The organism is Suicoccus acidiformans, from assembly GCF_003546865.1.
Classification (GTDB): Bacteria; Bacillota; Bacilli; order Lactobacillales; family Aerococcaceae; genus Suicoccus; species Suicoccus acidiformans.
On record NZ_CP023434.1, the window covers coordinates 545,610 to 572,108 of the forward strand.

The 26,499-nt window shown below is 40.3% G+C and carries 28 protein-coding genes and 1 pseudogene; 26 read left to right on the forward strand and 3 right to left on the reverse strand.

From position 1 onward, the window contains the following. The first annotated feature begins 329 nt into the window (after window positions 1–329). The 5 genes from iolG (CL176_RS02680) to CL176_RS02700 are packed head-to-tail and all read left to right on the forward strand — an operon-like array spanning window position 330 to window position 5,238. Window positions 330–1,355 (forward strand): inositol 2-dehydrogenase, encoded by a 1,026-nt coding sequence (gene iolG, locus CL176_RS02680; protein ID WP_118989937.1) that lies wholly within the window; start codon window positions 330–332, stop codon window positions 1,353–1,355. A gap of 21 nt (window positions 1,356–1,376) precedes the next feature. Beyond that, window positions 1,377–2,258: a myo-inosose-2 dehydratase gene (iolE, locus tag CL176_RS02685; RefSeq protein WP_118989938.1), complete on the forward strand. Its 882-nt coding sequence runs from the start codon at window positions 1,377–1,379 to the stop codon at window positions 2,256–2,258. A 24-nt stretch (window positions 2,259–2,282) separates the two neighbouring features. Continuing rightward, window positions 2,283–3,878: a solute:sodium symporter family transporter gene (locus CL176_RS02690; RefSeq protein WP_118989939.1), complete on the forward strand. Its 1,596-nt coding sequence runs from the start codon at window positions 2,283–2,285 to the stop codon at window positions 3,876–3,878. A 21-nt stretch (window positions 3,879–3,899) separates the two neighbouring features. Further along, window positions 3,900–4,901, forward strand: a complete 1,002-nt coding sequence (iolG, locus tag CL176_RS02695) for an inositol 2-dehydrogenase (RefSeq protein ID WP_118989940.1) — start codon at window positions 3,900–3,902, stop codon at window positions 4,899–4,901. 13 nt (window positions 4,902–4,914) lie between these two features. Next, complete coding sequence (locus tag CL176_RS02700; RefSeq protein ID WP_118989941.1) at window positions 4,915–5,238, forward strand: PTS sugar transporter subunit IIB; 324 nt, start codon at window positions 4,915–4,917, stop codon at window positions 5,236–5,238. A gap of 235 nt (window positions 5,239–5,473) precedes the next feature. Here the strand turns inward: CL176_RS02700 and CL176_RS02705 are convergent, their stop codons facing one another. Further along, a complete protein-coding gene (locus CL176_RS02705; RefSeq protein ID WP_118989942.1) occupies window positions 5,474–5,797 on the reverse strand; it encodes a PTS lactose/cellobiose transporter subunit IIA in 324 nt (107 codons plus the stop codon). 180 nt (window positions 5,798–5,977) lie between these two features. On the opposite strand from CL176_RS02705, the gene iolB reads away from it, so the two are divergent. From iolB to CL176_RS02800, 21 genes and pseudogenes are all read left to right on the forward strand, one after another. Continuing rightward, a complete protein-coding gene (iolB, locus tag CL176_RS02710) occupies window positions 5,978–6,793 on the forward strand; it encodes a 5-deoxy-glucuronate isomerase (RefSeq protein WP_118989943.1) in 816 nt (271 codons plus the stop codon). A 20-nt stretch (window positions 6,794–6,813) separates the two neighbouring features. Next, window positions 6,814–7,782, forward strand: a complete 969-nt coding sequence (gene iolC, locus CL176_RS02715; RefSeq protein WP_118989944.1) for a 5-dehydro-2-deoxygluconokinase — start codon at window positions 6,814–6,816, stop codon at window positions 7,780–7,782. Between the two features lie 19 nt (window positions 7,783–7,801). Next, on the forward strand, window positions 7,802–9,724 hold the full coding sequence (iolD, locus tag CL176_RS02720) for a 3D-(3,5/4)-trihydroxycyclohexane-1,2-dione acylhydrolase (decyclizing) (RefSeq protein ID WP_118991549.1): 1,923 nt from the start codon (window positions 7,802–7,804) through the stop codon (window positions 9,722–9,724). A gap of 32 nt (window positions 9,725–9,756) precedes the next feature. Next, window positions 9,757–10,605 carry a class II fructose-bisphosphate aldolase gene (locus tag CL176_RS02725; protein ID WP_118989945.1) on the forward strand — a complete coding sequence of 283 codons (849 nt, stop codon included), beginning with the start codon at window positions 9,757–9,759 and terminating at the stop codon, window positions 10,603–10,605. A gap of 13 nt (window positions 10,606–10,618) precedes the next feature. Next, window positions 10,619–12,079, forward strand: coding sequence for a CoA-acylating methylmalonate-semialdehyde dehydrogenase (locus CL176_RS02730; protein ID WP_118989946.1), 1,461 nt, complete (start codon window positions 10,619–10,621; stop codon window positions 12,077–12,079). Window positions 12,080–12,307: 228 nt separating this feature from the next. Next, the gene (locus tag CL176_RS02735; protein ID WP_118989947.1) at window positions 12,308–12,661 is read left to right on the forward strand and encodes a hypothetical protein; all 354 of its coding nucleotides are present in this window, start codon (window positions 12,308–12,310) and stop codon (window positions 12,659–12,661) included. Continuing rightward, complete coding sequence (locus tag CL176_RS02740) at window positions 12,621–14,582, forward strand: V-type ATP synthase subunit I (protein ID WP_118989948.1); 1,962 nt, start codon at window positions 12,621–12,623, stop codon at window positions 14,580–14,582. Before CL176_RS02735 ends, CL176_RS02740 begins: the two co-directional genes overlap by 41 nt. Window positions 14,583–14,592: 10 nt before the next feature. After that, on the forward strand, window positions 14,593–15,069 hold the full coding sequence (locus CL176_RS02745; protein ID WP_118989949.1) for a V-type ATP synthase subunit K: 477 nt from the start codon (window positions 14,593–14,595) through the stop codon (window positions 15,067–15,069). A gap of 63 nt (window positions 15,070–15,132) precedes the next feature. Beyond that, window positions 15,133–15,702, forward strand: coding sequence for a hypothetical protein (locus CL176_RS02750; RefSeq protein ID WP_118989950.1), 570 nt, complete (start codon window positions 15,133–15,135; stop codon window positions 15,700–15,702). An 18-nt stretch (window positions 15,703–15,720) separates the two neighbouring features. Next, window positions 15,721–16,725: a V-type ATPase subunit gene (locus CL176_RS02755; RefSeq protein WP_118989951.1), complete on the forward strand. Its 1,005-nt coding sequence runs from the start codon at window positions 15,721–15,723 to the stop codon at window positions 16,723–16,725. After that, complete coding sequence (locus CL176_RS02760) at window positions 16,715–17,026, forward strand: V-type ATP synthase subunit F (RefSeq protein ID WP_118989952.1); 312 nt, start codon at window positions 16,715–16,717, stop codon at window positions 17,024–17,026. The genes CL176_RS02755 and CL176_RS02760 overlap by 11 nt, the downstream gene beginning before the upstream one ends. 425 nt (window positions 17,027–17,451) lie before the next feature. Further along, on the forward strand, window positions 17,452–19,227 hold the full coding sequence (locus CL176_RS02765) for a V-type ATP synthase subunit A (RefSeq protein ID WP_118989953.1): 1,776 nt from the start codon (window positions 17,452–17,454) through the stop codon (window positions 19,225–19,227). Between the two features lie 3 nt (window positions 19,228–19,230). Continuing rightward, window positions 19,231–20,613 (forward strand): V-type ATP synthase subunit B, encoded by a 1,383-nt coding sequence (locus CL176_RS02770; protein ID WP_118989954.1) that lies wholly within the window; start codon window positions 19,231–19,233, stop codon window positions 20,611–20,613. Window positions 20,614–20,618: 5 nt separating this feature from the next. Further along, window positions 20,619–21,278, forward strand: a complete 660-nt coding sequence (locus tag CL176_RS02775) for a V-type ATP synthase subunit D (RefSeq protein ID WP_118989955.1) — start codon at window positions 20,619–20,621, stop codon at window positions 21,276–21,278. Between the two features lie 87 nt (window positions 21,279–21,365). Beyond that, window positions 21,366–21,494 (forward strand): hypothetical protein, encoded by a 129-nt coding sequence (locus CL176_RS12815; RefSeq protein WP_276101873.1) that lies wholly within the window; start codon window positions 21,366–21,368, stop codon window positions 21,492–21,494. Between the two features lie 240 nt (window positions 21,495–21,734). Further along, a complete protein-coding gene (locus CL176_RS02780; protein ID WP_118989956.1) occupies window positions 21,735–21,974 on the forward strand; it encodes a helix-turn-helix domain-containing protein in 240 nt (79 codons plus the stop codon). A gap of 4 nt (window positions 21,975–21,978) precedes the next feature. Then, window positions 21,979–22,185 carry a helix-turn-helix domain-containing protein gene (locus CL176_RS12970; RefSeq protein WP_118989957.1) on the forward strand — a complete coding sequence of 69 codons (207 nt, stop codon included), beginning with the start codon at window positions 21,979–21,981 and terminating at the stop codon, window positions 22,183–22,185. Window positions 22,186–22,268: 83 nt separating this feature from the next. Beyond that, window positions 22,269–22,322: pseudogene (locus tag CL176_RS12895) on the forward strand (hypothetical protein); the annotation flags it as partial. Then, the gene (locus tag CL176_RS02790; RefSeq protein WP_338053764.1) at window positions 22,299–22,736 is read left to right on the forward strand and encodes a DDE-type integrase/transposase/recombinase; all 438 of its coding nucleotides are present in this window, start codon (window positions 22,299–22,301) and stop codon (window positions 22,734–22,736) included. The pseudogene CL176_RS12895 and the gene CL176_RS02790, both read left to right, overlap by 24 nt. Next, the gene (locus tag CL176_RS02795) at window positions 22,712–22,864 is read left to right on the forward strand and encodes an IS3 family transposase (RefSeq protein ID WP_118989959.1); all 153 of its coding nucleotides are present in this window, start codon (window positions 22,712–22,714) and stop codon (window positions 22,862–22,864) included. Before CL176_RS02790 ends, CL176_RS02795 begins: the two co-directional genes overlap by 25 nt. Window positions 22,865–23,148: 284 nt before the next feature. Continuing rightward, on the forward strand, window positions 23,149–23,538 hold the full coding sequence (locus CL176_RS02800) for a tautomerase family protein (RefSeq protein ID WP_118989960.1): 390 nt from the start codon (window positions 23,149–23,151) through the stop codon (window positions 23,536–23,538). Between the two features lie 503 nt (window positions 23,539–24,041). Here CL176_RS02800 and istB read toward each other — a convergent pair. Further along, window positions 24,042–24,803: an IS21-like element helper ATPase IstB gene (gene istB / locus CL176_RS02805; RefSeq protein WP_118989628.1), complete on the reverse strand. Its 762-nt coding sequence runs from the start codon at window positions 24,801–24,803 to the stop codon at window positions 24,042–24,044. Next, window positions 24,797–26,284 carry an IS21 family transposase gene (istA, locus tag CL176_RS02810; protein WP_118989961.1) on the reverse strand — a complete coding sequence of 496 codons (1,488 nt, stop codon included), beginning with the start codon at window positions 26,282–26,284 and terminating at the stop codon, window positions 24,797–24,799. The genes istB and istA overlap by 7 nt, the downstream gene beginning before the upstream one ends. Window positions 26,285–26,499 lie beyond the last annotated feature (215 nt).

Below are 26,499 nucleotides of genomic sequence, written 5' to 3' on the forward strand. Positions count from 1 at the left end.
TAAGGGCATTATCTATACTGGTGAACTTAGATAGACCTACTAAAAAAGAAAAAAACGAAAAATAGCCGACATGGTAAGTATTTGTCCAAATTCTATAAATCACTTAATTCACCTGTAAATCATAAACAACATTATAGGTATATATAACAACAATTGTAAACTCGGGGAGATATTATGGGGATTAATTGTATCCCAAGATAATTCTAATGAATACTTAATCAAAATATCTCAAAATATTATCATAAAATACCCAAAAAGACTTTACTTTTTAAAAGAAGTGGTATATTATGACCTTAGGAAAACGTTTTCAGACTTAAGGAGGAGAAGGAATGGAAAAACTGAATGTTGGTATTGTAGGTTTAGGGAGACTTGGGAAAATACACGCGCATCATTTAGCTGAGTCAATCGGTGCATTTCACTTATACGCAGCGTGTAGTGTTGTCGACTCTGAATTAGATTATGCCAAAGAGAATCTTGGCGTTGAGAAAGTCTATCGTGATTACGGTGAAATGTTAGCAGATGATGCAATCGATGCAGTTGTACTAGTTACACCGTCTCACCAACACTGTGGTCAAATTATCCAAGGCTTAGAAGCAGGAAAGCATGTCTTTTGTGAGAAACCGCTAGGTTTAGAGCTTGAGGAGATGTTACGGGTTGAAAAGGCAGTAGAAGAACATCCAAACCAAGTATTCATGCTCGGCTTTATGCGTCGATATGATGAAAGTTATATGTACGCTAAAGAGCTTGTAGACCAAGGAGAGATTGGGGATGTAACGCTCATTCGTTGCTATGGAATCGATCCCAACTCAGGCATGGAATCATTCATTGAATTCTGTAAGAATTCAAGCAGTGGTGGCTTGTTCTTAGATATGGCGATTCATGATATTGATCTCATTCGTTGGTTTACTGGGCAAGAAATTTCTAAAGTATGGGCACTAGGAAATAATATTGCCTATCCAATTTTAGATGAATTAGGCGATACAGAAACCGGCGCAGCCTTATGCAAATTAGAAAATAATGCGATTGGTATTATGGTTGCGGGCCGTAATGCAGCGCACGGTTATCATGTAGAGACTGAAATCATTGGAACAAAAGGATCGCTACGTATCGCGAATCTTCAAGAGAAAAATTTAGTCACCATATTAAATGAGCATGGAGCAGTCCGACCTATGTCACAGAATTTCCCTGAACGCTTTAAAGGTGCATTCTTGAATGAATTGACACAGTTTGCAAAATACATTAACAACAATCAGAAAGCTCCAATTTCCGTTAAAGATGGAATTCGTGCAACACAAGCAGCGATTGCTTGTGGTGAGTCGATGGACTCAGGAGAATTAGTAAGTATTGAATATTAATTAATATAGGAGGAATATTAAATGATTAAATTAGGAGTTGCCCCAATTGCTTGGACAAATGATGACATGCCTGAATTAGGTTCAGAAAACACATTTGAGCAATGTATTAGCGAGATGGCTTTAGCAGGTTATACAGGCACAGAGATTGGGAATAAGTATCCAAAGGACCCGGAAACTTTAAAAGCTTATCTCGAGCCACGTGGCTTAGAAGTGGCGAGTGCTTGGTTCAGTGCTTATTTAACAGTTGAGCCATTCGAAAGAACAGCGGAGCGCTTCATTGAACATCGTGATTTCTTGCATGCAATGGGTGCAAAAGTTATTGTTGTATCAGAGCAAGGTCATAGTATTCAAGGACAAGAAGATACACCAGTCTTTGAAGATAAACCATATTTCACAGATGATGAATGGAACTTATTAACGGAAGGGCTTGAAAAACTCGGAGAGTTAGCTCATGAGAAAGATATGGAAATTGTCTACCATCACCACATGGGTACTGGGGTTCAAACGACAGAAGAAATTGACCGCTTAATGGAGAATACAGATCCAGCCAAAGTATCACTTCTATTTGACACAGGACATCTGGTTTATTCTGGTGAGGATCCAATTGAAATTTATGAGAGATATAGTGATCGTATTAAACATATTCATTTTAAAGATATTCGCAAAGAAAAAATGGAAGAAGTTAAAGCTAATAAAGATAGCTTCTTAACCGGTGTTCGTAAAGGTGCCTTTACCGTTCCTGGAGATGGCATGATTGATTTTAAACCAATCTGGGAGAAAATAAATCAAGCAGGCTACGAAGGTTGGATTGTAGTTGAAGCTGAACAAGACCCCGCAGTCGCAAATCCTTTCTTATACGCTCAAAAAGCTCGAGAGTATATTAAAGATGTGACCGGTTTATAAAAATCCTAGAAGGAGAAATTTGATATGAGTATTTTAATTTGGGGAAGTTTTCTGCTAATTGTAGCAGCTGTATGGATATATGCGTATCAAAAATCTCGCTCTGTGAACATTGAAAGTGCAGAAGGTTATTTCATGGGAGGCCGTAGTCTTACGGCTCTCCCGATTGCTGGAACGATTATAATGACAAACTTGTCAACAGAGCAGATTGTAGGTCAGAATGCCCAAAGTTATGTGGCTGGGATGGAAGTTATGGCTTGGGAAGTTACTGCTACAGTAGCTATCGTAGCTTTAGCCCTAGTTTTCTTGCCAAGATATTTTGAGTTCGGTATTAATACGATATCTGATTTGCTTGAAATTCGCTATGACACAACTGTAAAGCGTATTGTATCGGCATTATTCATCTTTACGTATATGTCTTCTTTCCTGCCTGTGGTTTTATATTCAGGAGCATTGGTTTTTGACCAAATTTTCGATGTGAGCGGAACGTTCGGTTTAGATCCTTTTGTGTCCGTTGTAGTCGTGGTTGTTGGAATTGGAATCGTTGGGATTCTCTACCTTTTGATGGGTGGACTTTCCCTTAGTGCAAACAGTGATACAATTTATGGGGTAGGATTATTAGTAGTAGGGTTATTGATACCTTTCTTAGGTGTGCGGATGATTGGAGATGGATCATTTTTAGCAGGACTGCAATCAATTCAAGCTACTACACCAGAGCTATTGAACTCAGTGGGAGCTCTGGACTCTGACATTGTTCCTTGGCCGACTTTAGTGCTTGGTTTATTCTTTAATAACTTGTACTTCTGGTGCTGTAATCAAATGATTATTCAGAAAGCTTTCTCAGCCAAAAATCTCGGAGAAGCTCAAAAAGCGTCTTTCTTAGTCGGTATCTTTAAGACTGTCGCTGCTCTATTCCTTGTATTTCCAGGTATTGTCGGACGCAACCTCTTCGGGGATTCATTCCTTAATAATCCGGATATTGTTTATCCGACACTGGTCAATACTGTGTTGCCTGTTGTTCTTAAAGGTGTCTTTGCGGCAGTTATTTTCGGAGCTGTGCTATCTTCTTTCGCAGGTGCGCTTAATTCCACAGCAACACTTTTCGCTTTAGACTTTTATAAACCGATGATTAATCCAGAAGCCGATGACAAGAAAGTCGCGCGTATTGGTAAATTGTCAACGGTTGTTGTCGGGGTTATTTCTGTTGTGATTGCACCGTTTATTGCATTCGCGCCGGCTGGACTCTATCAATTTGTTCAAGAGTTTAATGGACTATACAATATTTCGTTGCTAGTGATTATTCTCTTCGCTTTCTACTCAAAGACAGCGACAACAAAAGCAGCCAAAGCGACAATGGTTGTTCATATTGTTCTTTATGCTGCTTCTAAATTTGTCTTGGCAGATGTTCATTATCTTTATGTGTGGAGTGCGCTCTTCTTCATCGATGCTCTAGTTATGTGGGCCGTATCTAAGTTCAGCTCAGAAGGGGAATTTGTTTTGGAGGCTTTTGAAACGAATGTTGATTCCACGCCGTATAAGCACGCGAATGTTGTGGGCGCTGTGTTGATTATTTTGGTTATTCTTACATACCTTGCCTTTTCACCTTTAGGCTTAGGTGCATAACAGACTTTAGGAGGTAAAATTATGAAAAATGTTAATGTTGGTATTATCGGTTTTGGACGCATTGGGAAAATTCATTTCGATCATCTTACTAAAATCCCTGGAACAAAAGTGACGAAAGTTGCGGATCCTTACTTTGATGATGAAGCTTTTGCAGCTCAATTTGAAACAGATTTTATTAAAGATGGAGCAGAGATAATTGCAGATGAATCAATTGATGCAGTATACATTTGTTGTCCAACGGACCAGCATATCTACTGGATTAAAGAAGCAGCACAAGCCGGGAAACATATCTTCTGTGAAAAACCAATAAGTGATTCAGATGAAGAGACACTTGCAGCATTTGACATTGTCAAGGAGAGTGGCGTAAAATTCCAATTAGGTGTAAATCGTCGTTTCGATCGCAACTTTTCAGGGATTCGTGAGTATATTGAGGAAGGTCGTATTGGACAACCTCAATTATTAGCCATCAATTCTTATGACCCAGAAGCTCCGCCACTATCTTATGTGGAGGTATCTGGTGGACTGTTCTTCGATATGATGATCCATGACTTTGATATGGCACGTTATATTATGGGTTCAGAAGTCACGGAAGTATTTGCCGTTGGGGAGGCGCTGATTAATGAAGATATTAAACAATACGGTGACGTTGACACTGCAATTGTTACACTAAAATTTGCAAATGGTGCGATTGGCACGATTACTAACAGCCGTCAAGCTGTGTATGGTTACGATCAACGTTTAGAAGTATTGGGATCTGAAGGTGGAGTAGAAGCAAAGAACGAGTTAAATAACCAAATTATTGTTTCTGACCGAGAAGGAAGTCATCATTCAAATCCTCAACACTTCTTCTTAGAGCGTTACGCAGCAGCTTACGCGGAAGAAGACCGTGAATTTATTGAAGCGATTCAAAATGACACCGATACACCTGTTGCCTTTGAAGATGGAATTATGGCTCAACGCCTTGCTTTTGCAGCACAGGAATCCTACCAAACAGGGAAGCCAGTACAGGTTCAATTAATGTAACTAGGGGGAAGCAATGGAGAAGAAGATATTAATTATTTGTGAGGCGGGTATTAGTGCATCACTATTTGTATCAAAATTTATCGAAGAGTCTAAACGCAATTTAGATAACTTTATTGTGGAATACGCTCCAATCGGTCGTGTTCAAGATAAACTCTCACAAGATAAATACGATGTAATTGTTCTAACGCCTCAGGTTAGACGTCATGAAGACGTTATCGGGTCAGCAGTTAAGGAAGCCGAGGGTAGCTCTAAGATGGTCTTTATTTCAGAAGGTGATTTTTCTACCATGAATATCGCAAACATTTATGGCGATGTTAAAGAGGTCTTAGCGCAGTAAATTAAAAAGAGAAGGACGTGATGACGTTCTTCTCTTTTTTTGAATTTATTGAATAAAACTTCCTGTTATTCATTTGCGCATCAACATATAAATAAAGGTTATATCTCTAATCGTGTCAACACTTGCTCATCGTAAGGAGCGACTGTTAAAAGGAGAAGCTTTCAAGCAGTAGTGAATGACTGATATTTAGACTGAGTAAAAACATGGCTGACCCCTTTTAAGGTCAACCATGTTTTTAGGACGTTGTTAAATTGCTTTGAATAAGTTTGTACATATTAATAAGTTCTTTAGTTAGGCTAAGTTCAGTCATGGCTGTCATTAAGTGATCTTGGGCATGAACAGTTAATAAATCGATGGATATTATTTCCCCTTGTGCTTGTTTGGTAAGGAAGTTCGTTTGAATATTATGTGCTTGATGAATGTAATCTTCTGCTTGGGTAAGGTGCTCGCTACTTAAGTCAAAATTACCATTTTTAGCAGTATCCAATGCGTCTTTGCAATGATTTTTGCAATGTGCACTGTGAAGAATTATTGTAAGAATCTCTTCTTGTATCTCCATAATGTGCTCCTTTCAGAATACTATAGGTGAATTATAGTGCTAAATCATGATTTTTTCAAGTCTTTTTGGGTGGTTTAGGTTAACTTTTGGTGAACTTTTGTAATAACTCATTGACATATTCTCGAAAAATTGGTAAAGTAGTTGTAGTGAATGAAAACGCTTTATGAAAGGTGAGATGAAATGACAAACGTGCTTTATAAGAAGAATAAAGATTTAAATGCAGACATTCTTGTAAGACAGGACGTGAATACTAATAATTCTCCTTTAGAGTATACCCAAATCAAGGTATTAGAAATGGAGGAGGGCGCTACTTTTGAAGAAACGTTGGAAGCTTGGGAGGCGTGTGTGGTAGCACAATTAGGGAAAGTCAGTGTCTACGCTGGAGAAGATTCATTTGAGAATATCGGTCGAAGAGAACACGTTTTTGAGAAGAATGGAACGGATAGTGTTTATATTAACGATCATCAAGCATTTAAAGTAAAGGCTGAAACGGATGCCAGAATTGTTATCGCGTATGCACCTTCAGACAATAAGTTACCCAATCGTTTAATTCCTGCCGAAGATGTTCCAGCAGAACATCGTGGAAAGTATTCTAATAAACGTACAGCTTTTACGATTTTAGGCGATGATGATGATTTAGCTAACAGTTTACTTGTTGTGGAAGTTTACACTGATAGTGGCAACTGGTCGAGTTATCCGCCACATAAACATGATCAGGACAATTTGCCTGAAGAGTCTTTCCTTGAGGAAATCTATTATCATGAAATGGACCCAGAACAAGGCTTTGTATTTCAACGCATCTATACAGATGATCGCTCATTAGATGAATTGAATGCTGTGGAGCATCAGGATTGTGTTATCGTACCAGCCGGCTATCATCCGGTTGCAGTTCCTGATGGATATGATTCGTATTACTTAAACGTGATGGCTGGTCCGACAAGATCATGGAATTTCTATAATGAACCAGACCATGAATGGATTTTAAACCGAGATTAATAAAAAAGGAGTCGAAAAATATGAACAAAACAATTGATTTAGTAGCAATCGGTCGAGCTGCATTAGACTTAAACTCAATCGAGATTAATCGCCCTATGGAAGAAACGGAATCTTTCCGTAAATATGTAGGAGGCTCTCCGGCAAATATCGCGATTGGCCAAGCGAAATTAGGTCAGAAAGTTAAATTTATTGGTAAAGTGGGCGATGAACATCATGGTCGCTACATTACTAAATATATGGAAGATGCAGGAGTTGATATGTCTGATGTTGTCGTAGACAATGAGGGCCATATGACTGGATTGACATTTACAGAAATTAAAAGCCCGAGCGAAAGCAATATTATCCAGTACCGCGATGAAGTGGCAGACTTATATATTCGTCCAGATGAAGTAAAAGAAGAGACTATCGCCAGTTCTAAGATTCTACTGGTTAGTGGAACGGCCCTAGCTCAAAGTCCTTCACGTGAAGCAGTGCTTTATGCAATTGATTTAGCCCATCAGCATGACACACGTGTGATATTCGAGATTGATTATCGCCCATATACTTGGAAATCAGCTGAAGAGGTCTCTGTTTATTACACTTTAGTGGCTCAATTATCTGACGTGGTTATTGGAACACGGGACGAATTTAATATGTTAGAAAACAGTGAAGAAGCTGATAATGCTAAGACTGTTGAGAAGTTATTTAACTATCGACCAGAACTTATTGTGATCAAACATGGTGTCCAAGGCTCACATGCATATACGAAAGATGGGCAAGTTTATGACGGTAAAGCATATAAAGCTAATGTTGTTAAGACTTTCGGTGCAGGAGATTCTTATGCCGCAGCTTTCATTTATGCATTAAACCAAGGCAAAGGTGTGGAGGACGCACTTAAGTATGGTGCAGCATCAGCTGCGATTGTCGTCAGTCGTCATAGCTCATCAGAAGCTATGCCTACTGTAGATGAAATTGAAGCTTTAATTATTGAACAAGACGGTTCGTTATAAAGGAAGGGAGACAGTGCGTATGGCAGATAAAATCCGATTAACTACAGCACAAGCACTCATTAAATTTATCCAAAATCAATATATTAATGTTGATGGAGAAGAATTTCCATTTGTCAAAGGTGTTTTCTCAATTTATGGTCATGGAAATGTCTTAGGTATTGGTGAAGCTTTAGAACATTATAATGAGCGACTTGATTATTTCCAAGGTAAGAATGAGCAAGGCATGGGCTTTGCGGCAATTGCTTATGCCAAGCAAACTTTACGCCAGCAAATCTTTGCAGTGTCAGCTTCAGCAGGTCCAGGATCTGCGAATCTTGTTCATGTTGCTGCGAATGCTTTTACCAACAATATTCCTATATTAATTCTACCAGCTGATACATTTGCTACACGGCAGCCAGATCCTGTTCTGCAGCAATTAGAACATCAGCATGATGCAAGTTTAACAACGAATGATGCATTTCGTGCAGTTTCGAAATTCTACGATCGGGTTCAAAGACCAGAACAATTAATGTCGAGTTTAGTACGAGCCTTTGAGGTAATGACAAATCCAGAAACTGCAGGACCTGCTGTTGTTGCTATTTCTCAAGATGTAGAGGGCGAGGCTTATGATTATGAGGCATCGTTCTTTGAAAAGCGGGTACATTATATTGATCGTAAAATCCCAACTAATAGAGAAATCGAAGCAGCACTTGACGCGATTAAAGCAAGTAAACGTCCAGTAATTATTGCTGGTGGCGGAACGAAGTATTCACAGGCAGGACCTGAGTTACGTAATATTTCAGAGAAATACAATATTCCGATTGTTGAGACGCAAGCTGGAAAATCTGTGGTTACCTATGATTTTCCGAATGCTTTAGGAGGTGTAGGGATTCTAGGAACCTCTGCCGCAAACAAAATAGTCTCTGAAGCAGACTTAATTATCGGAATAGGGACACGCTATAATGATTTTGTGACCTCTTCGAAAACTGGTTTCGACTGGGAAAATCAGAAATTTGTAAATATCAATGTGAGTCGCTTCCAAGCATATAAACTAGATGCTGTAACTGTCGTAGCTGATGCTAAAGTTGCCTTACAAAAGCTTACTGAAGGCTTAGAGGGCTACCAGACAGCCTATGAAGGAGAAATTCAAGAATATAAAGCAGCTTGGAATGAAGAGCGCGAACGCCTTCATAATATTGCTTTCAATCGAAAGGACTTTGATCCGGAAATCAAGCATCATTTCGGGCAAGGAATTATGAATGATTATGCTGATGCTTTGGGCACGGAATTTACGCAAACGAATGCTTTCATCACAATCAATGACCATGTAGATGATGATGCAATTGTGGTAGGTTCCGCAGGCTCACTGCCAGGAGATATGCAACGTTTATGGAATTCGACTGAAGAAAATACCTTCCACTTGGAATATGGGTACTCATCTATGGGGTATGAAATCTCAGGCACATTAGGAGTGAAATTAGCTGCCCCTAATCAAGAGGTATACGCTATGGTAGGTGATGGTAGCTTCCTCATGCTTCATTCAGAATTAGTCACAGCTATTCAAGAGAACAAGAAGATTAACATTCTATTATTTGATAACTCTGGCTTTGGTTGTATTAATAATCTCCAAATGGATAACGGAAGTATATCAGCAGGAACAGAGTTTAGAACCGCTGACAATGAAATTATGAATATTGACTATGCCAAGATTGGTGAAGGGTATGGATTAACAACATATAAAGCCAATACTCGCGAAGAATTAATTCAAGCATTAGAAGCTGCTAAAAAGGAAACAAATTCCACGCTAATTGAAATGAAAGTATTGCCTAAGACAATGACAGACGGCTATGAAAGTAGTTGGTGGAACGTAGGGGTCGCTGAAGTTTCTAAAAGTGAGAATGTGACAAAAGCATATAAAGCTCGGGTAGAAAAACTTGAAGAAGATGGACGCGAAATGTATTAATACTCTATAAATGCATGCATAGGAGGTGAGTTATGCATTATCAAACTTTAAATGATGTTTTATATGAAGCGCTTGCACAGGGTTATGCTGTACCACAATTTAATATTAATGGCTATACCTGGATAGAAGCAATTATGGAAACCGCGAATGAGTTGGAGTTACCTGTGATTATTGGTGTAACTGACCGTAATGTTGAACGGTTAGGTGGTTATCAATATATAAAGAACTTAATTGACTTATTGTATCAGCGCTATGAAGTAGAAACTCCAGTCGTGCTACATTTGGATCATGGACAAACGATTGAAGGCTGTAAAGCAGCTATTGATGCAGGTTTTTCATCGGTAATGTATGACGGTTCGCATGAGGTTTTCGAAGATAATGTAAAGCATACTAAAGAAGTCGTAGAATATGCGCATCGACAAGGTGTTAGCGTTGAAGGTGAAATTGGTGGAATTGGTGGCATTGAAGATGGTATGGTTGGCGGCATTGAATTTGCTGACCCTAAGGAGTGTCAAGCACTAGTTGAAGAATCAGGTTTAGATGCTTTAGCGCCAGCACTTGGCTCTGTTCATGGTGAGTATCAAGGAAAACCAGATTTGCAATTCCACACGATGAAAGAAATCCAAGGATTGTTAAATATCCCGCTAGTTCTTCACGGTGCTTCAGGCCTTTCTCAAGATGATATTCATCAAGCTATTAGTTATGGACATGCAAAAATTAATTTTAACACTGAACTGAACAAGGCTTGGTCAAAGGCCATGCAAGACATCTTTGTAGATAATCCAAATATTTATGATCCGAGCATAATTCTACCGCAGACTAAGTCGGGCATTAAAGCGATGATTCGAGAAAAATATCGCTTATGTAAATTAATAAAATAAAAGGAGCTTATATATGGCAGATGTAAAAGTATTAAAAAACTATATTAACGGTGAATGGGTAGATAGTGAAGCTAAAGAATTTGTAGATGTATACAATCCAGCAACAGGGGAATTAATTGCTAAAGTTCCATTATCAACTCGCGAAGAGTTTGATCATGCAGCTGAAATAGCTCAAGAAGCATTTGAAAGCTGGAGTCGCGTGAGTATCCCGCGTCGGGCGAAATATTTCTTTAGATTACAGAATATTCTTGAAGATAACCGCGAAGAGTTAGCTGAACTTATTACCTTAGAGAACGGGAAAACCTTAGCGGATGCTCGCGGAGAGGTCGGTCGAGGTATCGAAAACGTTGAACATGCATCTGCCGTGATGAATCTAATGATGGGAGATTCAATAGCTAATGCTGCAACAGACGTTGAAATTACGACCTATAAATATCCCATTGGGGTTATTGGCGGTATCACACCGTTCAACTTTCCAATGATGGTACCTTTCTGGATGTTCCCAATGGCTCTTGTTACAGGGAACACCATGGTGATGAAACCATCAGAGCGAACACCATTACTAATGGAGAAGATTATCGAACTTACCGAAGAAGCAGGATTCCCGAAAGGTATTCTCAATGTGGTATATGGTGCGCATGATGTTGTAAACGGCATCTTACAAAACCCAATAATTAAAGGGGTATCCTTTGTTGGTTCAGAACCTGTGGGACGTTATGTATACCAAGAGGGTACTAAGCATATGAAACGAGTCCAAGCTTTAACAGGTGCCAAGAACCACACAATTGTACTAAATGATGCGGATATTGAAGATGCTTTACCTAAAATCCGCGGAGGAGCCTTTGGTTCGGCTGGTCAACGTTGTATGGCAGCGTCCGTTCTGTTAGTGGAAGACGGTATCTATGATGAATTCATGGAGCGCTTTATCGCTGATGCAAAGGAAATTGTTATTGGTGATGGCATGGATGATACGACTTTCTTAGGCCCAGTTATTCGTAAAGAGAATCAAGAGCGCACATTTGAGTATATTAAGAAAGCCGAAGAGAGTGGCGCAAATGTAATACTAGATGGACGTGAGAATATTCCAGAAAATGGTTTCTTCGTTGGGCCAACAATTGTAGAGAATGTAGAAACTGACATGGATATTTGGAAAGATGAAATATTCGCGCCGTTTGTATCAGTTATGCGTGTGAAGGACTTGAAAGAAGCGGTTGAAATCTCTAACTCACATAATTTGGCCAATGGGGCATGCTTATTCTCAAATGATGCGCGTTCAATTCGTTACTTCCGCGAGAATATGGATGCAGGTATGCTAGGGATTAACTTAGGTGTACCCGCGCCAATGGCTTGGTTCCCATTCTCTGGTTGGAAAGACTCATTCTATGGTGATTTGCATGTAAATGGTAAAGACGGCGTGGAATTCTATACCCATGTTAAGACTGTTACAGCACAATACCGTACGAATAAAATCTAGACGATAACTTAATAATAAACACTAACTCAAGCTCTCGACTTAGGTTGAGAGCTTCTATTGATTTCAAAAAATTTCAACCGTTTCCTTCATATTAAGACGCATTCTATTGTATTTCAGAGGAAACAAATACAAGTAAACCCCTACTTTTTTGCAGCAATTACCTGTATAATAAAAGCGTTAAATTATTTGACTACCAATAATCATTTGTAGAGATTAGGAGGTGGATCCATGGCAGATCATTTAATTGATCGGATAGAAGAAACGGAAACGTACATTCAAAAACAACGAAGTAAATTAGCTTCACAGAAGGAGACTGCTGAACGCGAAGCTGAAAAAGAGGTAGCGGCCTATAAGGCAAGCCTCAGGCGTGACCTAGAGAATTATAAAGCGTCACTGGAAGTTCGTCATGAGAATGAGTTAGCCCAAGAAGAGGCAAAAATGACCTCACAGGCAGCAGCTTATGAAGCTGATTTAATAAGTCAATACGATACAATTGAGACATCGCTTGTTGCAGAGGGAGTGAAGGAGGTGTTCAAGAAACATGGCTATATCCGTGATGAAGCGACTTCTGGTGATATCTAAGCATAGCAACCAGAGGCATCTACTTGAAACACTGCAGTCTTTAAAAGAAGTTGAGGTATCGAGTCTGGACGCATGGATTGAGGGGCGCGAGGAACTTTTTGCTTCAGGTGCTCAAACGTCTAATAATGTGGACTTGAATTTGAAAATTAGAAATATTAAAGATGCTTTAGAAATTCTGGATGAGTATATTGAACAACCTAGCTTGTTCAAGCGTATACGTATGCCTCGTGAAGTATATACTCTTCAGGAATTAGAAGCATCTGTCAATGAAGTAGATATCGATGCTTTAATTCAAAAGCTTAAAGTAGAACAAGAACGCATTGAAGTGATTGATAGAGAACTAGTTGTGCTTAGTGAGTCCGAGGATTTCTTGCGTCAGTGGCAGAAGCTTAACTTCTCACCAGAAAGACGTACTTTGGCTTATTTTTACATGGTGATGGGAGAAATCGATAGCGAGAAAGTTGAAGCACTGTATGAATCTTTAGAAGATTTAACTGTCTATCGTAATGAAATTTATAGCGATGAAAACACAAGTGGCTTTATCTTTGTCACTGGAAAAAATAATCAAGCAACACTGGAGTCTGTCTTACGGCAACATGATTTCGTGCCACTTGTCTACCCTTATGAAATTCCACCGAGTGAAGCATTGGTCGAGAACCTAGCTAAGCGAGAGGGATTACTAAAAGAGCGAAGTGAATTGACGGATCGATTAAAAGCAAATCAAGAGGCATATAAGCAACTAATGCTTGCTGAAGAATTTTATATAAATTTACTGGAGCGAGGCAAAGCTCGTGATTTAATTCAGGAATCTGAGCATTTATTTATCTTGCATGGTTGGGTACCGGAGGCGGAGTTGTCCGAAGTATTGGAGACATTGAACCAAGAGTTCCCCAAAGGTAGCTTAGCGACATTGACTTATGATGTCGATGAAGCACAGGATGACTTAGGGGAAGTACCGGTTAAATTAGTGAATAACCGGTTCAATCAAGCTTTTGAGAATTTGACATTACAGTTTGGAATACCACGCTATGATAGTATTGATCCAACGCCTTTCTATGCTTTGTTTCAAATATTGTTTTTCGGATTGATGAGTGCGGATGTTGGTTATGGACTCTTATTGTTCTTAGGAACTTTAGTACCGCTGTTGTTTTTTGAGTTAAAAGATTCCCAACGTAATCAGTTACTAATGTTTAATTTAAATTCGATTGGAACGATGCTTGTTGGCTTGTTCTTTGGAAGTTTCTTTGGCTTTACCCTGCCTTTTCAGGTAATGGATGTTACGCAAGGAGTCATCAAAGTCATGGTCTTTTCAGTAGCTATTGGAGTGGTCCACATGATTGTGGGTTACTGCTTGAAATTATACTTAGACGCTAAACGAAAAGATTGGAGCAGCATGTATCTGAATGCCTTGCAGTGGATATTGATGTTGGTTGGTGCAATCTTACTTGCGGTCAACATGGTTGTAGGTATGGATATCCTAAACAAAATCGGTCTATTCCTCATCTTAGGCAATATTGCAGGTATGTTTATTGTCAATATGATCTCAGCGAATAATCCACTGGTTGGCTTTGGTTTAGGGCTATTTGGATTAATTGATGTGGCTGGGATGGTAGGAGATGTGGTCAGCTATACTCGTTTAACTGCACTAGGGGTTGCTGGCGCAAACATTGGAATGGCTTTTAATATTATCACAGGCTTATTCCCGCCACTGGCCCGTTTCACGCTTGGTCTCTTAGTCTTTGTCGCCCTTCATGCATTGAACATCTTTATTACATTCTTAGGGGCGTACGTTCACTCGATGCGGTTACAGTTTGTCGAATTTTTCGGTAAATTCTATGAAACTGGAGGGAAAGCTTTTGAACCTCTGAAACCACGAGAGGAACATATTATTATTGAACACAATCATCGAAATAAAAAGTAGGAGGAGAACAATGGATTTCTTATTAACGTTATTTGGAGAGAATATGGGATTGGTTTTTGGCGGATTTGGCGTAGCAATTGCTATGATTGGTGGGGGCATCGGCTCTGCACGAGGAGTTGGTCTTGCTGGTGAAGCAGCTGCAGCATTAGTTCGAGAAAAACCCGAATTATTTGGTCAAGCGATGGTCTTACAGCTTTTACCAGCAACCCAAGGATTATATGGGTTCGTTATCGCTTTGATTATGCTGTTAAGTCTTCAACAGGGTATGGATGTTTCCCAAGGATGGTACTATATCGCCTGTGCCTTGCCAGTTGCCTTTACAGGATATACTTCTGCGCCTGCCCAAGCTCGTGTATCGGTAGCAGGGATGCAAATACTTACCAAACGTCCAGAAAACTCTACCCAAGGGATTGTCTTCTCAGCGATGGTTGAGACATACGCAATTTTAGGCTTTGTAATTTCTCTCTTGATGTTCTTGCTTGTATAAAGATTTAGATAAAAGCTCTTTATTATTGATGAATGTTAGAGCTAAATAGAGAGGAGTGTGTCTATGACGTCGTTAGATACTTTGATTCAGAATGTAATGGATCAAGAGTTAACTGAAATTGAGAAGGAATTGGAGAGCTTTAAAGAACGTTTAGCAACCGATGTAATAAGACAAAAAGCGACACTGGATGAAGAATTCTTAGTTGAAAAGCAACGTATGGAACAGACTGCTGAGGAAAAACATAAAATCCAGATGACAAACCTGTCTTTGAAAGGACGAGATGCGCGTCTCCAAACACAACAAAGGTTGTTAAAATGCTATGAAGCAGCGGTGAAACAGGCAATGCAAGAAGTGCCCGCGGATCATGTGGAAGCCTTTATTGAATATATATATCAGAATACAGATATTGAGGCAAATAGTGAATTGGTTCTAGGTGAGTTAACTCAGGCCCAATTAGGAACCAACTATCATGCGCCTCTTCCCTTATCAGCTGATACCTTGCAGGGAGTAGCTGGCTTTGTGATTCGTTCAGGTAGTGTAGAATATGATTATACTTTTAATCAACTAGTATTAGATACTAGCCGAGAGCTGCAACTTTTATTGCGTCAAGAGATGCAAGCGAGTCAAGAATAGAAAGGAACGGTTTGTGGCATGGATGCATTAGATTTCAGTCAATTAAATATGGCCATCCGCACCGAAGAAACGCGGTTCCTGACCCAACAACAGTTAGAGCAGATGCTTGACGCAGCTAATTATGAAGAAGCTTTAGATGTGCTGAGTGACACGCCTTATAGTCAATACATACAAGAAGCTAGACAAACACAAGACTATGAAGCCATGGTAGAAGCAGAATTGGAGCGTTGTTATCATTTAATTCTTGCACAAGCGCCTAGCGATGCAATGCGAGAGTTGTATGCGTTGAGCTATGATTACCATAATATCAAAATTCTTTTCAAAGAAATGGTAGCAGAAGCCGATTTTAGTGATCATTATGTCAATATTGGGTCATATCCTATACATCTGTTTCGTCGGGCTGTAAAGTCAGAAGTGAAGAGTGACTTAAGCGAGCGCTTTAATATTGCAATCCAAGGCTTGAAAGAGCGGTACTTGGAAACAGCCGACCCAGCGCATATTGATGTATTAATTGATCGGGCTTATTTGCATCATCTCGATGATTTAATGCAAGTGTTTGAGGATGCAGCTTTGAAACGCTATATTCAAGTGAAGATTGATAGTCTTCAATCTTCAATGGTTCTACGTGCAATTCAGACTGGTCAAGGGGCAAACCATATTCGTGCCATACTGACTGACGGTGGAAGCATTAATGTAGAAGAGTATGTGCGTCTAGCTGATAGTAACTACGAAGAAGCAGTACTTGCTTTACAAGAGTCCGGCGCTTTTACACGAGCTGAAGAGCGTTTATCATTAGCTTCACGAGACTCATTGCGAGCATTTGAGAAAGCCTTAGATGATACTGTTACTCGAGATTATCTGTCAGAAGCTTCGATGGAAGTGTTTGGACCACTACCTTCAGTTGCGTTCTTAGAGGCTAAGGAGACGGAAGTGCGAAACATTCGCTTAATTTTGACATCTAAATTAAATGATATTGATCCAGCGCTAACAAGGGAGAGAATGAGGGAACATTATGCAGTATAAGATTGCGTTTGTTGGCGAGAAAGATATTGTATATCCTTTTGGCATGCTTGGTTTGGAGAGTTTCTACACACATGATGAGCAAGAAACGCGTCGTGTGGTGAATCAATTAGTTGAAGAGAACTTCGGTGTAATTTTTATTACGGAAGAAGCCTATAAGCATATTCCAGATATTATTGAGCGTTATGCCTCGCAATATATGCCAGCATTTATTCCGATACCGAGTGATTTCGATGAAGAAAGTATCGGACTGGCGCGTTTGGATGAAACGGTTAAAACCGCAACAGGTCAGAAGTTGTTTTAGAATGAGTAGCGTAATAATTTTACGCGGCTTTAAGAAGAACGGGAGTAAGCTGGCTTTACGCTCTAACATCTTTCGATATGAAATAGAGGATTGTAATATTCATAATATAATGTACTCAATCATCGATAATTAAAGTTTACTAACCTGTTTAATTTAACTATTATGATTAATGTATATTTATTATAATTATTCTCAAAATACTTAAAGGTAAGAAACTCAATTTGAAAAAAGATAATAAGCGTAATAATGATCAATACTATAACAAGTGAAAAACACACTACTTGTTTATAACATAATCTACAGTTGTTATGTGAAATAAATAGGTATATGACAATAATTCAAGCATGGTTGCCAGTAGTTACTCGGGCTGAAATAGAAGAGGATTTCAAATGTTAATTGGTATCCAAGTGTAGGAGGCATGTGATTTGGAAAAAGGAACGATTGTAAACGTTTCGGGCCCTTTGGTAATAGCTAAGGGACTGGATAACGCGAAAATTCGAGAAATATGTTATGTCGGTGAAATTGGCCTGATTGGTGAGATTATCCAAATTCGAGGGCCTTATACGTATATACAAGTTTATGAAGAAACATCAATGATTGGTCCAGGTGAGCTGGTTAAAGCAACAAGCCAACCCTTATCCGTTGAACTGGGTCCAGGTATGTTGAGTGGAATGTTTGATGGGATTCAGCGCCCGTTACGTAAGTTAGCTGAATTATCGGATAGCTCTTTCTTAAATCGAGGTGTAAATGTTCCAGCATTAGACCGAGAAACAAAGTGGCTTTTTGAACCTACAGTTACGGTTGGGACTCAGGTAGCTAGTGGTGACATTATTGGAGAAGTACAAGAGACAGGAACCTTGACCCATTATATTATGGTGCCATATGGCGTAGAAGGTGAACTTGTTTCGGTGAATCCAGGAGAACATACAGTGGCTGAGCCGATTTATTCGGTGCGGTTATCAGATGGCTCGGTGAAAGAGTTTAATATGATTCAAGTTTCACCAATCCGTCAAGCGCGTTCAGTTGAAACGAAACATCGACCATTGGAGCCATTGTTAACAGGACAACGGGTTATTGATACCTTGTTCCCGGTGGTTAAAGGTGGTGCGGCTGCTGTGCCTGGGCCTTTCGGAGCGGGTAAAACAGTGGTCCAACATCAAATTGCCAAATGGGCTGATGTGGATATTGTAATTTACATTGGTTGTGGTGAGCGGGGAAATGAGATGACAGAGGTTATTACTGATTTCCCTGAGTTGATTGATCCACATACGGGTAAGTCGATTATGGACCGAACGATTTTGATTGCGAATACGTCAGATATGCCGGTAGCGGCGCGCGAGGCGTCGATTTATACCGGGATTACGATTGCTGAGTATTTCCGGGATATGGGTTATTCGGTGGCAGTTATGGCCGACTCTACCTCGCGTTGGGCAGAGGCTTTACGTGAAATTTCAGGTCGTCTGGAAGAGATGCCTGGGGATGAAGGTTATCCGGCTTATCTTGGTAGTCGTTTGGCGGAATATTATGAGCGGGCTGGGAACTTTACCGTTCACGGCAAACCAGAACGTCAAGGGGATATTACAGCCATCGGAGCTGTTTCACCTCCAGGTGGAGATACGTCTGAACCGGTTACTCAGAATACGATGCGGGTTGTTAAAGTCTTCTGGGGCTTGGATGCAAACTTGTCGCGTAGACGGCACTTCCCAGCAATTAACTGGTTAACGTCTTATTCGCTTTATTCTGCGGATGTGAACCGAACTATTGGGGATCGTTATGGAATTGAGTGGAATGCCCTGGTTAATCGTCTGCGTAACATTCTTCAAGATGAGTCTGAATTGGAGGAAATTGTACGTTTAGTCGGAATTGAGGCACTTTCGGATGATGACCGCTTGAAACTGACGGTCGCAGCCATGATCCGGGTAGATTTCTTGCAACAGAATGCTTACGATGATGTGGATACTTATACGAATTTCGAAAAGCAATTAGAGATGATTCGGACGATTCTGCATTTCGACGATGAAGCTCGCGCAACTATGGAGCTTGGTGCCTCAGTTGATAGTATCTTGAAAGGTACAGTAGATGTGCGTGAGAAAGTTGCGCGGATGAAATATATAGATGATTCAACCGTAGCGCCATATGAAGCCATTCGTAATGAGATTGATGCAGCCATGAAGTCTGTATTACAAGCAGGGGGTGAATAATAGATGGTAAAAGTGTATAAAGGTATTACAGAAATTGTTGACCCCTTGATTACAGTCAAAGATGTATCCGGCGTGAAATTCGACGAGTTGGTTGACGTACAATTAGGTGATGGTACGAAGCGCCGAGGTCAGGTCTTAGAAGTACAAGAAGATAAGGCGGTTGTCCAACTATTTGAAGGAGCATCTAACTTAGCCAAAACCGATACCAAAGTCCGTTTCCTAGGCCATCCTTTGACTTTGGATGTGTCCTTGGATATGATTGGCCGTCGTTTTGACGGGATGGGGCGGGTTGCCGATAACGGTCCCGAGATTATGCCGGAGAAGTCTATAGATATTAATGGTAGTGCGATTAACCCTGTTATGCGACAGTATCCGAATGAGTTTGTCCAGACAGGTATTTCAGCAATTGATCACTTGAATACCCTAGTGCGTGGGCAAAAACTACCAATTTTCTCAGGATCAGGCTTACCCCATCAAGACTTAGCTGCCCAAATTGCGCGTCAAGCCACGGTTCGTGGTTCGGGGGAAAGTTTTGCGGTGGTTTTTGCGGCGATTGGGGTAACCTTTGAAGAAGCACAGTTCTTCATTGAAGACTTCGAACGCACCGGGGCGATCGACCGCTCAGTCGTCTTTGTTAACTTGGCTGACGATCCGGCCATTGAACGCTTGGCAGTGCCGAAAATGGCATTGACCGCAGCGGAATATTTAGCTTTTGAGCATGATATGCAGGTCTTGGTTATTATGACAGATATGACTAACTATGCTAACGCCTTGCGGGAAGTATCGGCAGCCCGCCGTGAAGTGCCGGGTCGTCGGGGTTATCCAGGCTACTTATATACGAACTTGGCGACGATTTATGAGCGCGCAGGACGGATTGAAGGCTCCAACGGTTCAGTGACCCAGATTCCAATTGTCACGATGCCGGAAGACGATATTACTCACCCGATTCCTGACTTGACCGGCTACATTACTGAAGGACAAATACTCCTGTCGCGTGAATTGGATAATAAAGGCATTCAGCCACCGATTGATGTTCTGCCAAGCTTGTCCCGTTTGAAAGACAACGGTATCGGCGAAGGCAAAACACGGGCAGATCATGCGTCTACGATGAACCAGATTTTCAGTGCATATGCCCAAGGGAAAGAGGCACGGAATTTGGCGTCAGTGCTAGGTGATTCGGCCTTAACTGAGACAGACTTGAAGTATCTAGCCTTCTCTGATGCCTTTGAGTCGCGTTATGTGAACCAAGGCTATCAAAATAATCGTAGTATCGAGGATACTTTAGCCTTAGGTTGGGAACTTTTATCAATTCTTCCGCAGACTGAATTGACACGTATAAGTGAGGAACATATTAAACAATACTTACCCCAAACAGAAGAGGAGTGAGTTAGGTGGCACGATTAAACGTCAACCCAACACGTATGGAGCTATCGCGTTTAAAAGAACGTCTTGCCCTTGCTAGTCGGGGACATGATTTGTTGAAAGATAAGCAAGACGGTCTTATGCGTTCTTTTATTAGTTTAGTCCGCCAGACTCATCAAGTTCGTCAAGAAGTGGAAGCGAGTCTAAAAAAAGGCACGCAAAATTTTGCCTTAGCCAAAGCTTTAGTTCATGAACATGAATTAGAACAGTTAGCTTTAATTCCGGCTTATGAGGAAGTAACGGTAGATGTACATAAGGAAAATATGCTGAGCGTAAATGTGCCGCGAATGTTTTTTGATCAATCAGTATTGGAAGAAGACGTTGAAATGAATTACGGTTATTTAGGTACGAATTCGGATATCGATGCTTCGATGCAGGAGTTTGCAGGGATTCTGCCAAAGTTATTAAAATTGGCAGAATTAGAGAAGCGAACACTGCTACTGGGAGATGAAATTGAGAAGACACGACGGCGAGTGAATGCTTTACGTGAGCGGACGATTCCAGATTTAGAGGAGACAATCCACTATATTGAATTGAAATTGGATGAGAATGAACGGGCCGAAATATCACGCTTAATGAAAATCAAAGACTTCGATGAAGCGGATGAGTTTTTATACGCTGTTGAGTAAAAGAATTAGAAGAGACAATGACTGGGATGATATGCTCCCCCTAAAGTAGACACTTAAAAAAGTAAATCTACTTTAGGGGGAGTTTTTGTGCGTTCAAATAAAAAGCATTCAGCTGAAGAATTAGAACAGTTTATCCAGCTCAACTTAGAAGGCGTTAGTTATCGTGAGCTAAAAGAATCCTATGGTCTCCTCATCTCTGAGAGTGTCTTCAAATGATATCGATTAAAATGCAGAATGCATGGCTTGTCAGTTTTACAGTCTCATAAACACAATCATACCTATCCTCAAAGTTCCAAAGAAGCTGTCGTCAAAGAATAACTTGAAACTCAAGCGCTTATCCAGCGATTGGCTCGAAAGTATCAAATACCTTCAGCAACGACTGTACGAGATTGGCTAATCAAGTATACTAAAGGAGAAGAAAATAAGGATTCCGCTCCTAAACCCGAGGTGTATACAATGAAAAGCCAGAAGAAAACACAAGCAGAAAAAATTGAGATTGTCAAAAATTATCTAGCAACTGAGATGTCCTATAGAGAAACTGCTGAGAAATATCAAGTATCTTACAACAATGTCTATTCTTGGGTTAAAAAGTACCGCAAGCATAGGCCGGATGGCCTCTTCGATGGTAGGGCAGGAAAAAACCTGACAGCATTCAAACAGAAGAAGAGAAGCTTAAAACAGAGATCGCTGCCTTAAAAAAATTGCAAGAAGTGGAAAGAGAGTTGCTGTTACAAGAACAAAATACCAAGCGGAATTCAAGGCGATTGAGAAACTTAAGCAAGAAGGATACAAAATAACCTATTTGTGCGAGGTTTTAGGAGTCAGTCGATCGGCTTACTACAAATGGTTGAAACGCGTTCCTTCGCCTTCCCAGTTGCGCTTGGAATGGCTGATGAAGCAAATCTAAGAAGCTTATGACAAACACAAAGGGATTTATGGCTATCGGCGCTTAACCATCTATCTGAATTATTATAGGACGCTAAGGTCAATCATAAGTGTGTGTACCGCTTAATGAAGCTGATGGGACTGAAAGCAGTTATCCGACGGAAACGCTATCAGTATCGACCCAGCACCCCTCAACATGTCGCTGAGAATGTGTTGAATCGGTCATTTGATCAGCCTTATAAACCTAGACAGATCCTCCTGACGGATGTGATCGAATTGAAATACGGGAAGACTTGTAAGGTCTATTTGAGTGCCGTCTTAGATTACGGGGAGAAGAAAATCATTGCCCGTCAGGTGTCTAAGCGCAACAATAATCAATTAGTAGCAGATACAGTCGTCCAAATTAAGGATGAAGTTATCCCAGGTGAAACCCTCTTTCATAGCGATCGAGGCTTTCAATATACTTCTCATTTATTTAAAGCCTTTGTGGACAGCATGAGTCAATCCAAAGCATTTCTCGGGTCGGGAAATGCCTCGATAATGAACCGATGGAGGCCTTTTGGGGCACCCTGAAAGAAGAGATGTATCGTTTGAAGACTTATGATAGATTTGAGGAACTTGAGGCAGATATCGCACGCTATATTGATTTCTACAATAATGAGCGAGTGACTTTAGATATGGGGCTTAAAATTCCAGCATAAGAAAAACCATGCCTGAATAAATCAAGCATGGTACAAAATAATGTTTTTTTGCCTGTCTACTTGACAGGGGCAGTTCAGGATAGGAGTTGTCTCTTTTTGTTATTTGCACTTTCGTAGATTGAACTTAGCTGGAATTATAGCTTAATTTAATGGAATTTTATTAATAGCAAAATTAGTTTGAATAGTGTATAGAACAAATAAACTGTTAAGTTTTGAGCATTTCATGCATATTAGTTGAGTTGTTGTTTAGCAGCTGTTAAAATAAAAAAGAAAGGGGAATGAATATGCCATTATTAAAGTTTGATATTGTAGAAGGACGTACTGAAGCAGAGATTACTGCTATATTGGATGCTGCCCATGAGGCTGTTTTGGAAGCTTTAGAAGTACCAGAACGTGACCGTTATCAGATTGTCACTCAACACAAACCATATGAGATGCAAATTTTGGATACAGGCTTAGGTATTGAGCGAAGTAAAGATATCGTTGTGATTACGGTTTTTAGTAATAAGCGGACGTATGATAAGAAAGAAGCCTTATATAAATTGTTGGTGAAGAAATTAGAATCAAAGGTGGGAATTTCTCCGACTGACGTTATGATTAGTATTTTTGAAAATTCTGATGAAGATTGGAGTTTTGCTAATGGAGTTGCCCAATTTATGACTGGTGATCTATAACGCTAAGAGTGGAAAGGAATTCTTTTTGCTTTATTAAAGAAGGATAATATGCGATTTAAACTTTGTTTACGGGATAGATGAATGTTCCTTACGAATAGAAAGGCCATATGTATTTAAACAAGTACATTGACACAAGCTAGGGACTATAATTAATCTTAAGCTATTTGGTAACTATATCGGAACATCTTAAAGTCATGGTTAATGCTATGGCTTTTTTGTTGATGTCAAATAAGCTTTTGTTATTTCGCCCGGTAGTATTTATTTATGATTTAGTTTTCACAAGCTAAAGATTTTTTCAATGAATTTTGCAAAAAATCAGCAGCCTCATGCCCGACAGCCGTGGCTTCCTTATTGTTCATCTATGAAATTTAGACTAAGGTTGTTGTATATGTCAAATGAAAAAGGGACCACCTTGCCGTTGAAAAAGGGACCACCCTTTGGATCAATGTAACGGCTTAGACTAGTTTTTGAAAAGTTAGTTAAGAAGAAAGTGTCTCAGCGTTTCATACCTCCTTTTGGCTGGCTTGCGCCTCCTTCCAGGCACTGGTCTGCTTCATCCGATAACTCTCCCCTCGCATGTCCACAACATGCGCCTTAAAGGCTAAACGATCCACCAGGGCTCCCGTTAAGGTCGGGTCTTTAAAGCATTCCTGCCAGCGATCAAAGGTAAGGTTCGTCGTAATCATTGTAGAGCCCTTTCCCATCCGATTAGAAAGAAGATTAAACAGAAGCTCAGCCCCGGCTTCATCAAAGGATAAATAACCTAATTCATCGACAATCAAGAGATCGACCTTATTTAATCGCTGTTTGAAGCGATAAAATTGACTTTGCGTGACGGCCTCTCTTAATTCAATAACAAGATTTGGGGCATTTACGAACTGTACATGATAATTCTGCAGACAGGCCTCCATGCCAAGACCAATGCTAAAATGCGTCTTCCCTGTTCCAGGGTTGCCAATAAGAATGACGTTCTGTTTCTCTTGAATAAAATTCAGGGTCTTTAATTCGCGTAGTTGTTGGCGAACACCTTCCTTAAACACTTTCTCGTCAAAGTCCATCAGGTACTTCTTTTGGCTAAACTTGGCCTGTCGAATCCTTCTTTGATAGCTTCGATTTCGACGTTGTTCCACCTCCTCTGTCAATATCTCTGTGAGGGCTTCTTCCAAATCCAGTCCGCGACTCGTATATTCCAGGAGCAGGTGTTGGTAATTTTCCTTCAGATAGGGAAGTTTTAGTTCATTAGCGGCTTCTGCGATTGTTAACATAAGCTTTCCTCCAAACCATAGAGAGCATTCAATTGATGGAGCGTTGCTTCTGTCTGATGAAGAATCGCCTCCTGATTTTTAGGAACACCCTCATTTTCCGTTGTGACACGTTGCACCAACTGATCATAGGCCAATTGCTGGCACAAAGCCTCTCCACTGAGGCTTTGGTATTTCTCAAGTTGTTCTATGAATTCTTTAGGGTGTCCGCTATAATATTTGTGATAGAGTGTTTCCAAGCCGGGGGTTTGTTGAAGAACCAGCGAGTGTTCCAGAGCACCAGGTTTCTTCTTGAGGGTTTTGATATAGTGACTGATATCAAGCCGAAACCCATGGGAACCCTCTATTTTATTATGCCTGGCCACTTCTTGTTCATTGGCATAAACCACGAGATAATCGGCATAAGCCTTGATCTGAACTCGCTGTCCTACCAAGTAGTCAGGGACAGAATACTGATTCTTCTGATAATGAATCGTGGCATACTTTGTGACGCTGAGCTGACAAAGTTCTGCCAGTTCAAAGGGAGGACGGTATTTAAGAAGGTGGCCTTTTTCTTCTTCCAAACGACTATCTTGATTCAAAGTCCGTAAGGACTCTTCCAAGTGCTGGCGAGCTTCAGCTAAAGATTGAAATTGATATTTTTTGGTGAAACAGTTTTGTCTGACATGCTTTACACGACTCTCCACTGTTCCCTTCTCATTCCCACTGAAGCAGTTGGTGACATTAATATTAAACCCATAATAAGAGGCTAATTGGATGAGTTGGGGGTTTAGCTCCTTTTCATTACGCCCAATAAAACGAGTGACCACATTCCTCATATTGTCATAGACAACCTCCGCATACACCCCACCCAGGTTTTCAAAAAATCGCACATGCGCATCCTGAAAGACAGCTTTTTTCTGGTTGGTATAGAGGTAAGCCCAGTAATAATCTGAAGCAGGGCTAGCCCACACAGCGAGATAATAGATTTTAACCACGCCCTCAATTTCTAATTTGACCTCTCCAAAATCGAACTCCACCCGTGCACCCAATGCATAATTTTGCTTGATAAAAGCCTCTTTAGCTTTCGCTTTCATTTTTGACCAGTAATGAGCGACTGTCCGGTATTTAATCGCATACCCTTCCTCTGCTAGGATTTCATAAACAGCCTTAGCCGTTAGTGCTTGTTTATGAGGTCCTAGCCTTCGATCCTTTTCTCTTTCTTTTTCCAGTAATTCGCTCATTCTAGCTTCCACCTCTGGTGTAAAGGTTCTTTTTTTCCGATTGGAAGTATCATATTTTCTTTCTAAGACTAATTGCTCGGTTGCTGCTTCGATTTCTTTCTCATTTTGAGCGTCATCCAAAGCATCTGTACCTGCTTGGTATCGATCCCTTATTCTTCGAACCGTTTTTCTATCAATGTCCATGTCTCTGCTAATTTTCCTAATGGATTCCCCATTTCTAAAACGGTGAATCACTTCGAATTCTTTATTGATACGAATCACTCCTTGGCACCTCCATCTATAATACGTTTATTATAGATGGGAAGGTATGGCAAGTGGTCCCTTTTTGAATAGCAATTTACCCCGAAGGTGGTCCCTTTTTAGATTACAACAAACAGTTGTGCCAGCTTTAGGCTACTTTACAGGTCGTGATGCTCGATTCCGTATAGGGTAGATAACCCTTCCTTCCATGAACTAACTCACAGATTGGAATCATC

Coding starts and splice junctions, on each gene's coding strand:
- iolE (WP_118989938.1), top strand. CDS start 1,377: ATGATTAAATTAGGAGTTGCCCCAATTGCTTGGACAAATGATGACATG.
- CL176_RS02790 (WP_338053764.1), top strand. CDS start 22,299: ATGGGACTGAAAGCAGTTATCCGACGGAAACGCTATCAGTATCGACCC.
- iolG (WP_118989940.1), top strand. CDS start 3,900: ATGAAAAATGTTAATGTTGGTATTATCGGTTTTGGACGCATTGGGAAA.
- CL176_RS02700 (WP_118989941.1), top strand. CDS start 4,915: ATGGAGAAGAAGATATTAATTATTTGTGAGGCGGGTATTAGTGCATCA.
- CL176_RS02780 (WP_118989956.1), top strand. CDS start 21,735: ATGAAAAGCCAGAAGAAAACACAAGCAGAAAAAATTGAGATTGTCAAA.
- CL176_RS02730 (WP_118989946.1), top strand. CDS start 10,619: ATGGCAGATGTAAAAGTATTAAAAAACTATATTAACGGTGAATGGGTA.
- CL176_RS02755 (WP_118989951.1), top strand. CDS start 15,721: ATGGATGCATTAGATTTCAGTCAATTAAATATGGCCATCCGCACCGAA.
- CL176_RS02705 (WP_118989942.1), bottom strand. CDS start 5,797: ATGGAGATACAAGAAGAGATTCTTACAATAATTCTTCACAGTGCACAT.
- CL176_RS02690 (WP_118989939.1), top strand. CDS start 2,283: ATGAGTATTTTAATTTGGGGAAGTTTTCTGCTAATTGTAGCAGCTGTA.
- iolG (WP_118989937.1), top strand. CDS start 330: ATGGAAAAACTGAATGTTGGTATTGTAGGTTTAGGGAGACTTGGGAAA.
- istB (WP_118989628.1), bottom strand. CDS start 24,803: ATGTTAACAATCGCAGAAGCCGCTAATGAACTAAAACTTCCCTATCTG.
- CL176_RS02770 (WP_118989954.1), top strand. CDS start 19,231: ATGGTAAAAGTGTATAAAGGTATTACAGAAATTGTTGACCCCTTGATT.
- CL176_RS02750 (WP_118989950.1), top strand. CDS start 15,133: ATGACGTCGTTAGATACTTTGATTCAGAATGTAATGGATCAAGAGTTA.
- CL176_RS02745 (WP_118989949.1), top strand. CDS start 14,593: ATGGATTTCTTATTAACGTTATTTGGAGAGAATATGGGATTGGTTTTT.
- iolB (WP_118989943.1), top strand. CDS start 5,978: ATGACAAACGTGCTTTATAAGAAGAATAAAGATTTAAATGCAGACATT.
- CL176_RS02725 (WP_118989945.1), top strand. CDS start 9,757: ATGCATTATCAAACTTTAAATGATGTTTTATATGAAGCGCTTGCACAG.
- CL176_RS02740 (WP_118989948.1), top strand. CDS start 12,621: ATGGCTATATCCGTGATGAAGCGACTTCTGGTGATATCTAAGCATAGC.
- CL176_RS02760 (WP_118989952.1), top strand. CDS start 16,715: ATGCAGTATAAGATTGCGTTTGTTGGCGAGAAAGATATTGTATATCCT.
- CL176_RS02800 (WP_118989960.1), top strand. CDS start 23,149: ATGCCATTATTAAAGTTTGATATTGTAGAAGGACGTACTGAAGCAGAG.
- iolC (WP_118989944.1), top strand. CDS start 6,814: ATGAACAAAACAATTGATTTAGTAGCAATCGGTCGAGCTGCATTAGAC.
- CL176_RS02735 (WP_118989947.1), top strand. CDS start 12,308: ATGGCAGATCATTTAATTGATCGGATAGAAGAAACGGAAACGTACATT.
- iolD (WP_118991549.1), top strand. CDS start 7,802: ATGGCAGATAAAATCCGATTAACTACAGCACAAGCACTCATTAAATTT.
- CL176_RS02795 (WP_118989959.1), top strand. CDS start 22,712: ATGGAGGCCTTTTGGGGCACCCTGAAAGAAGAGATGTATCGTTTGAAG.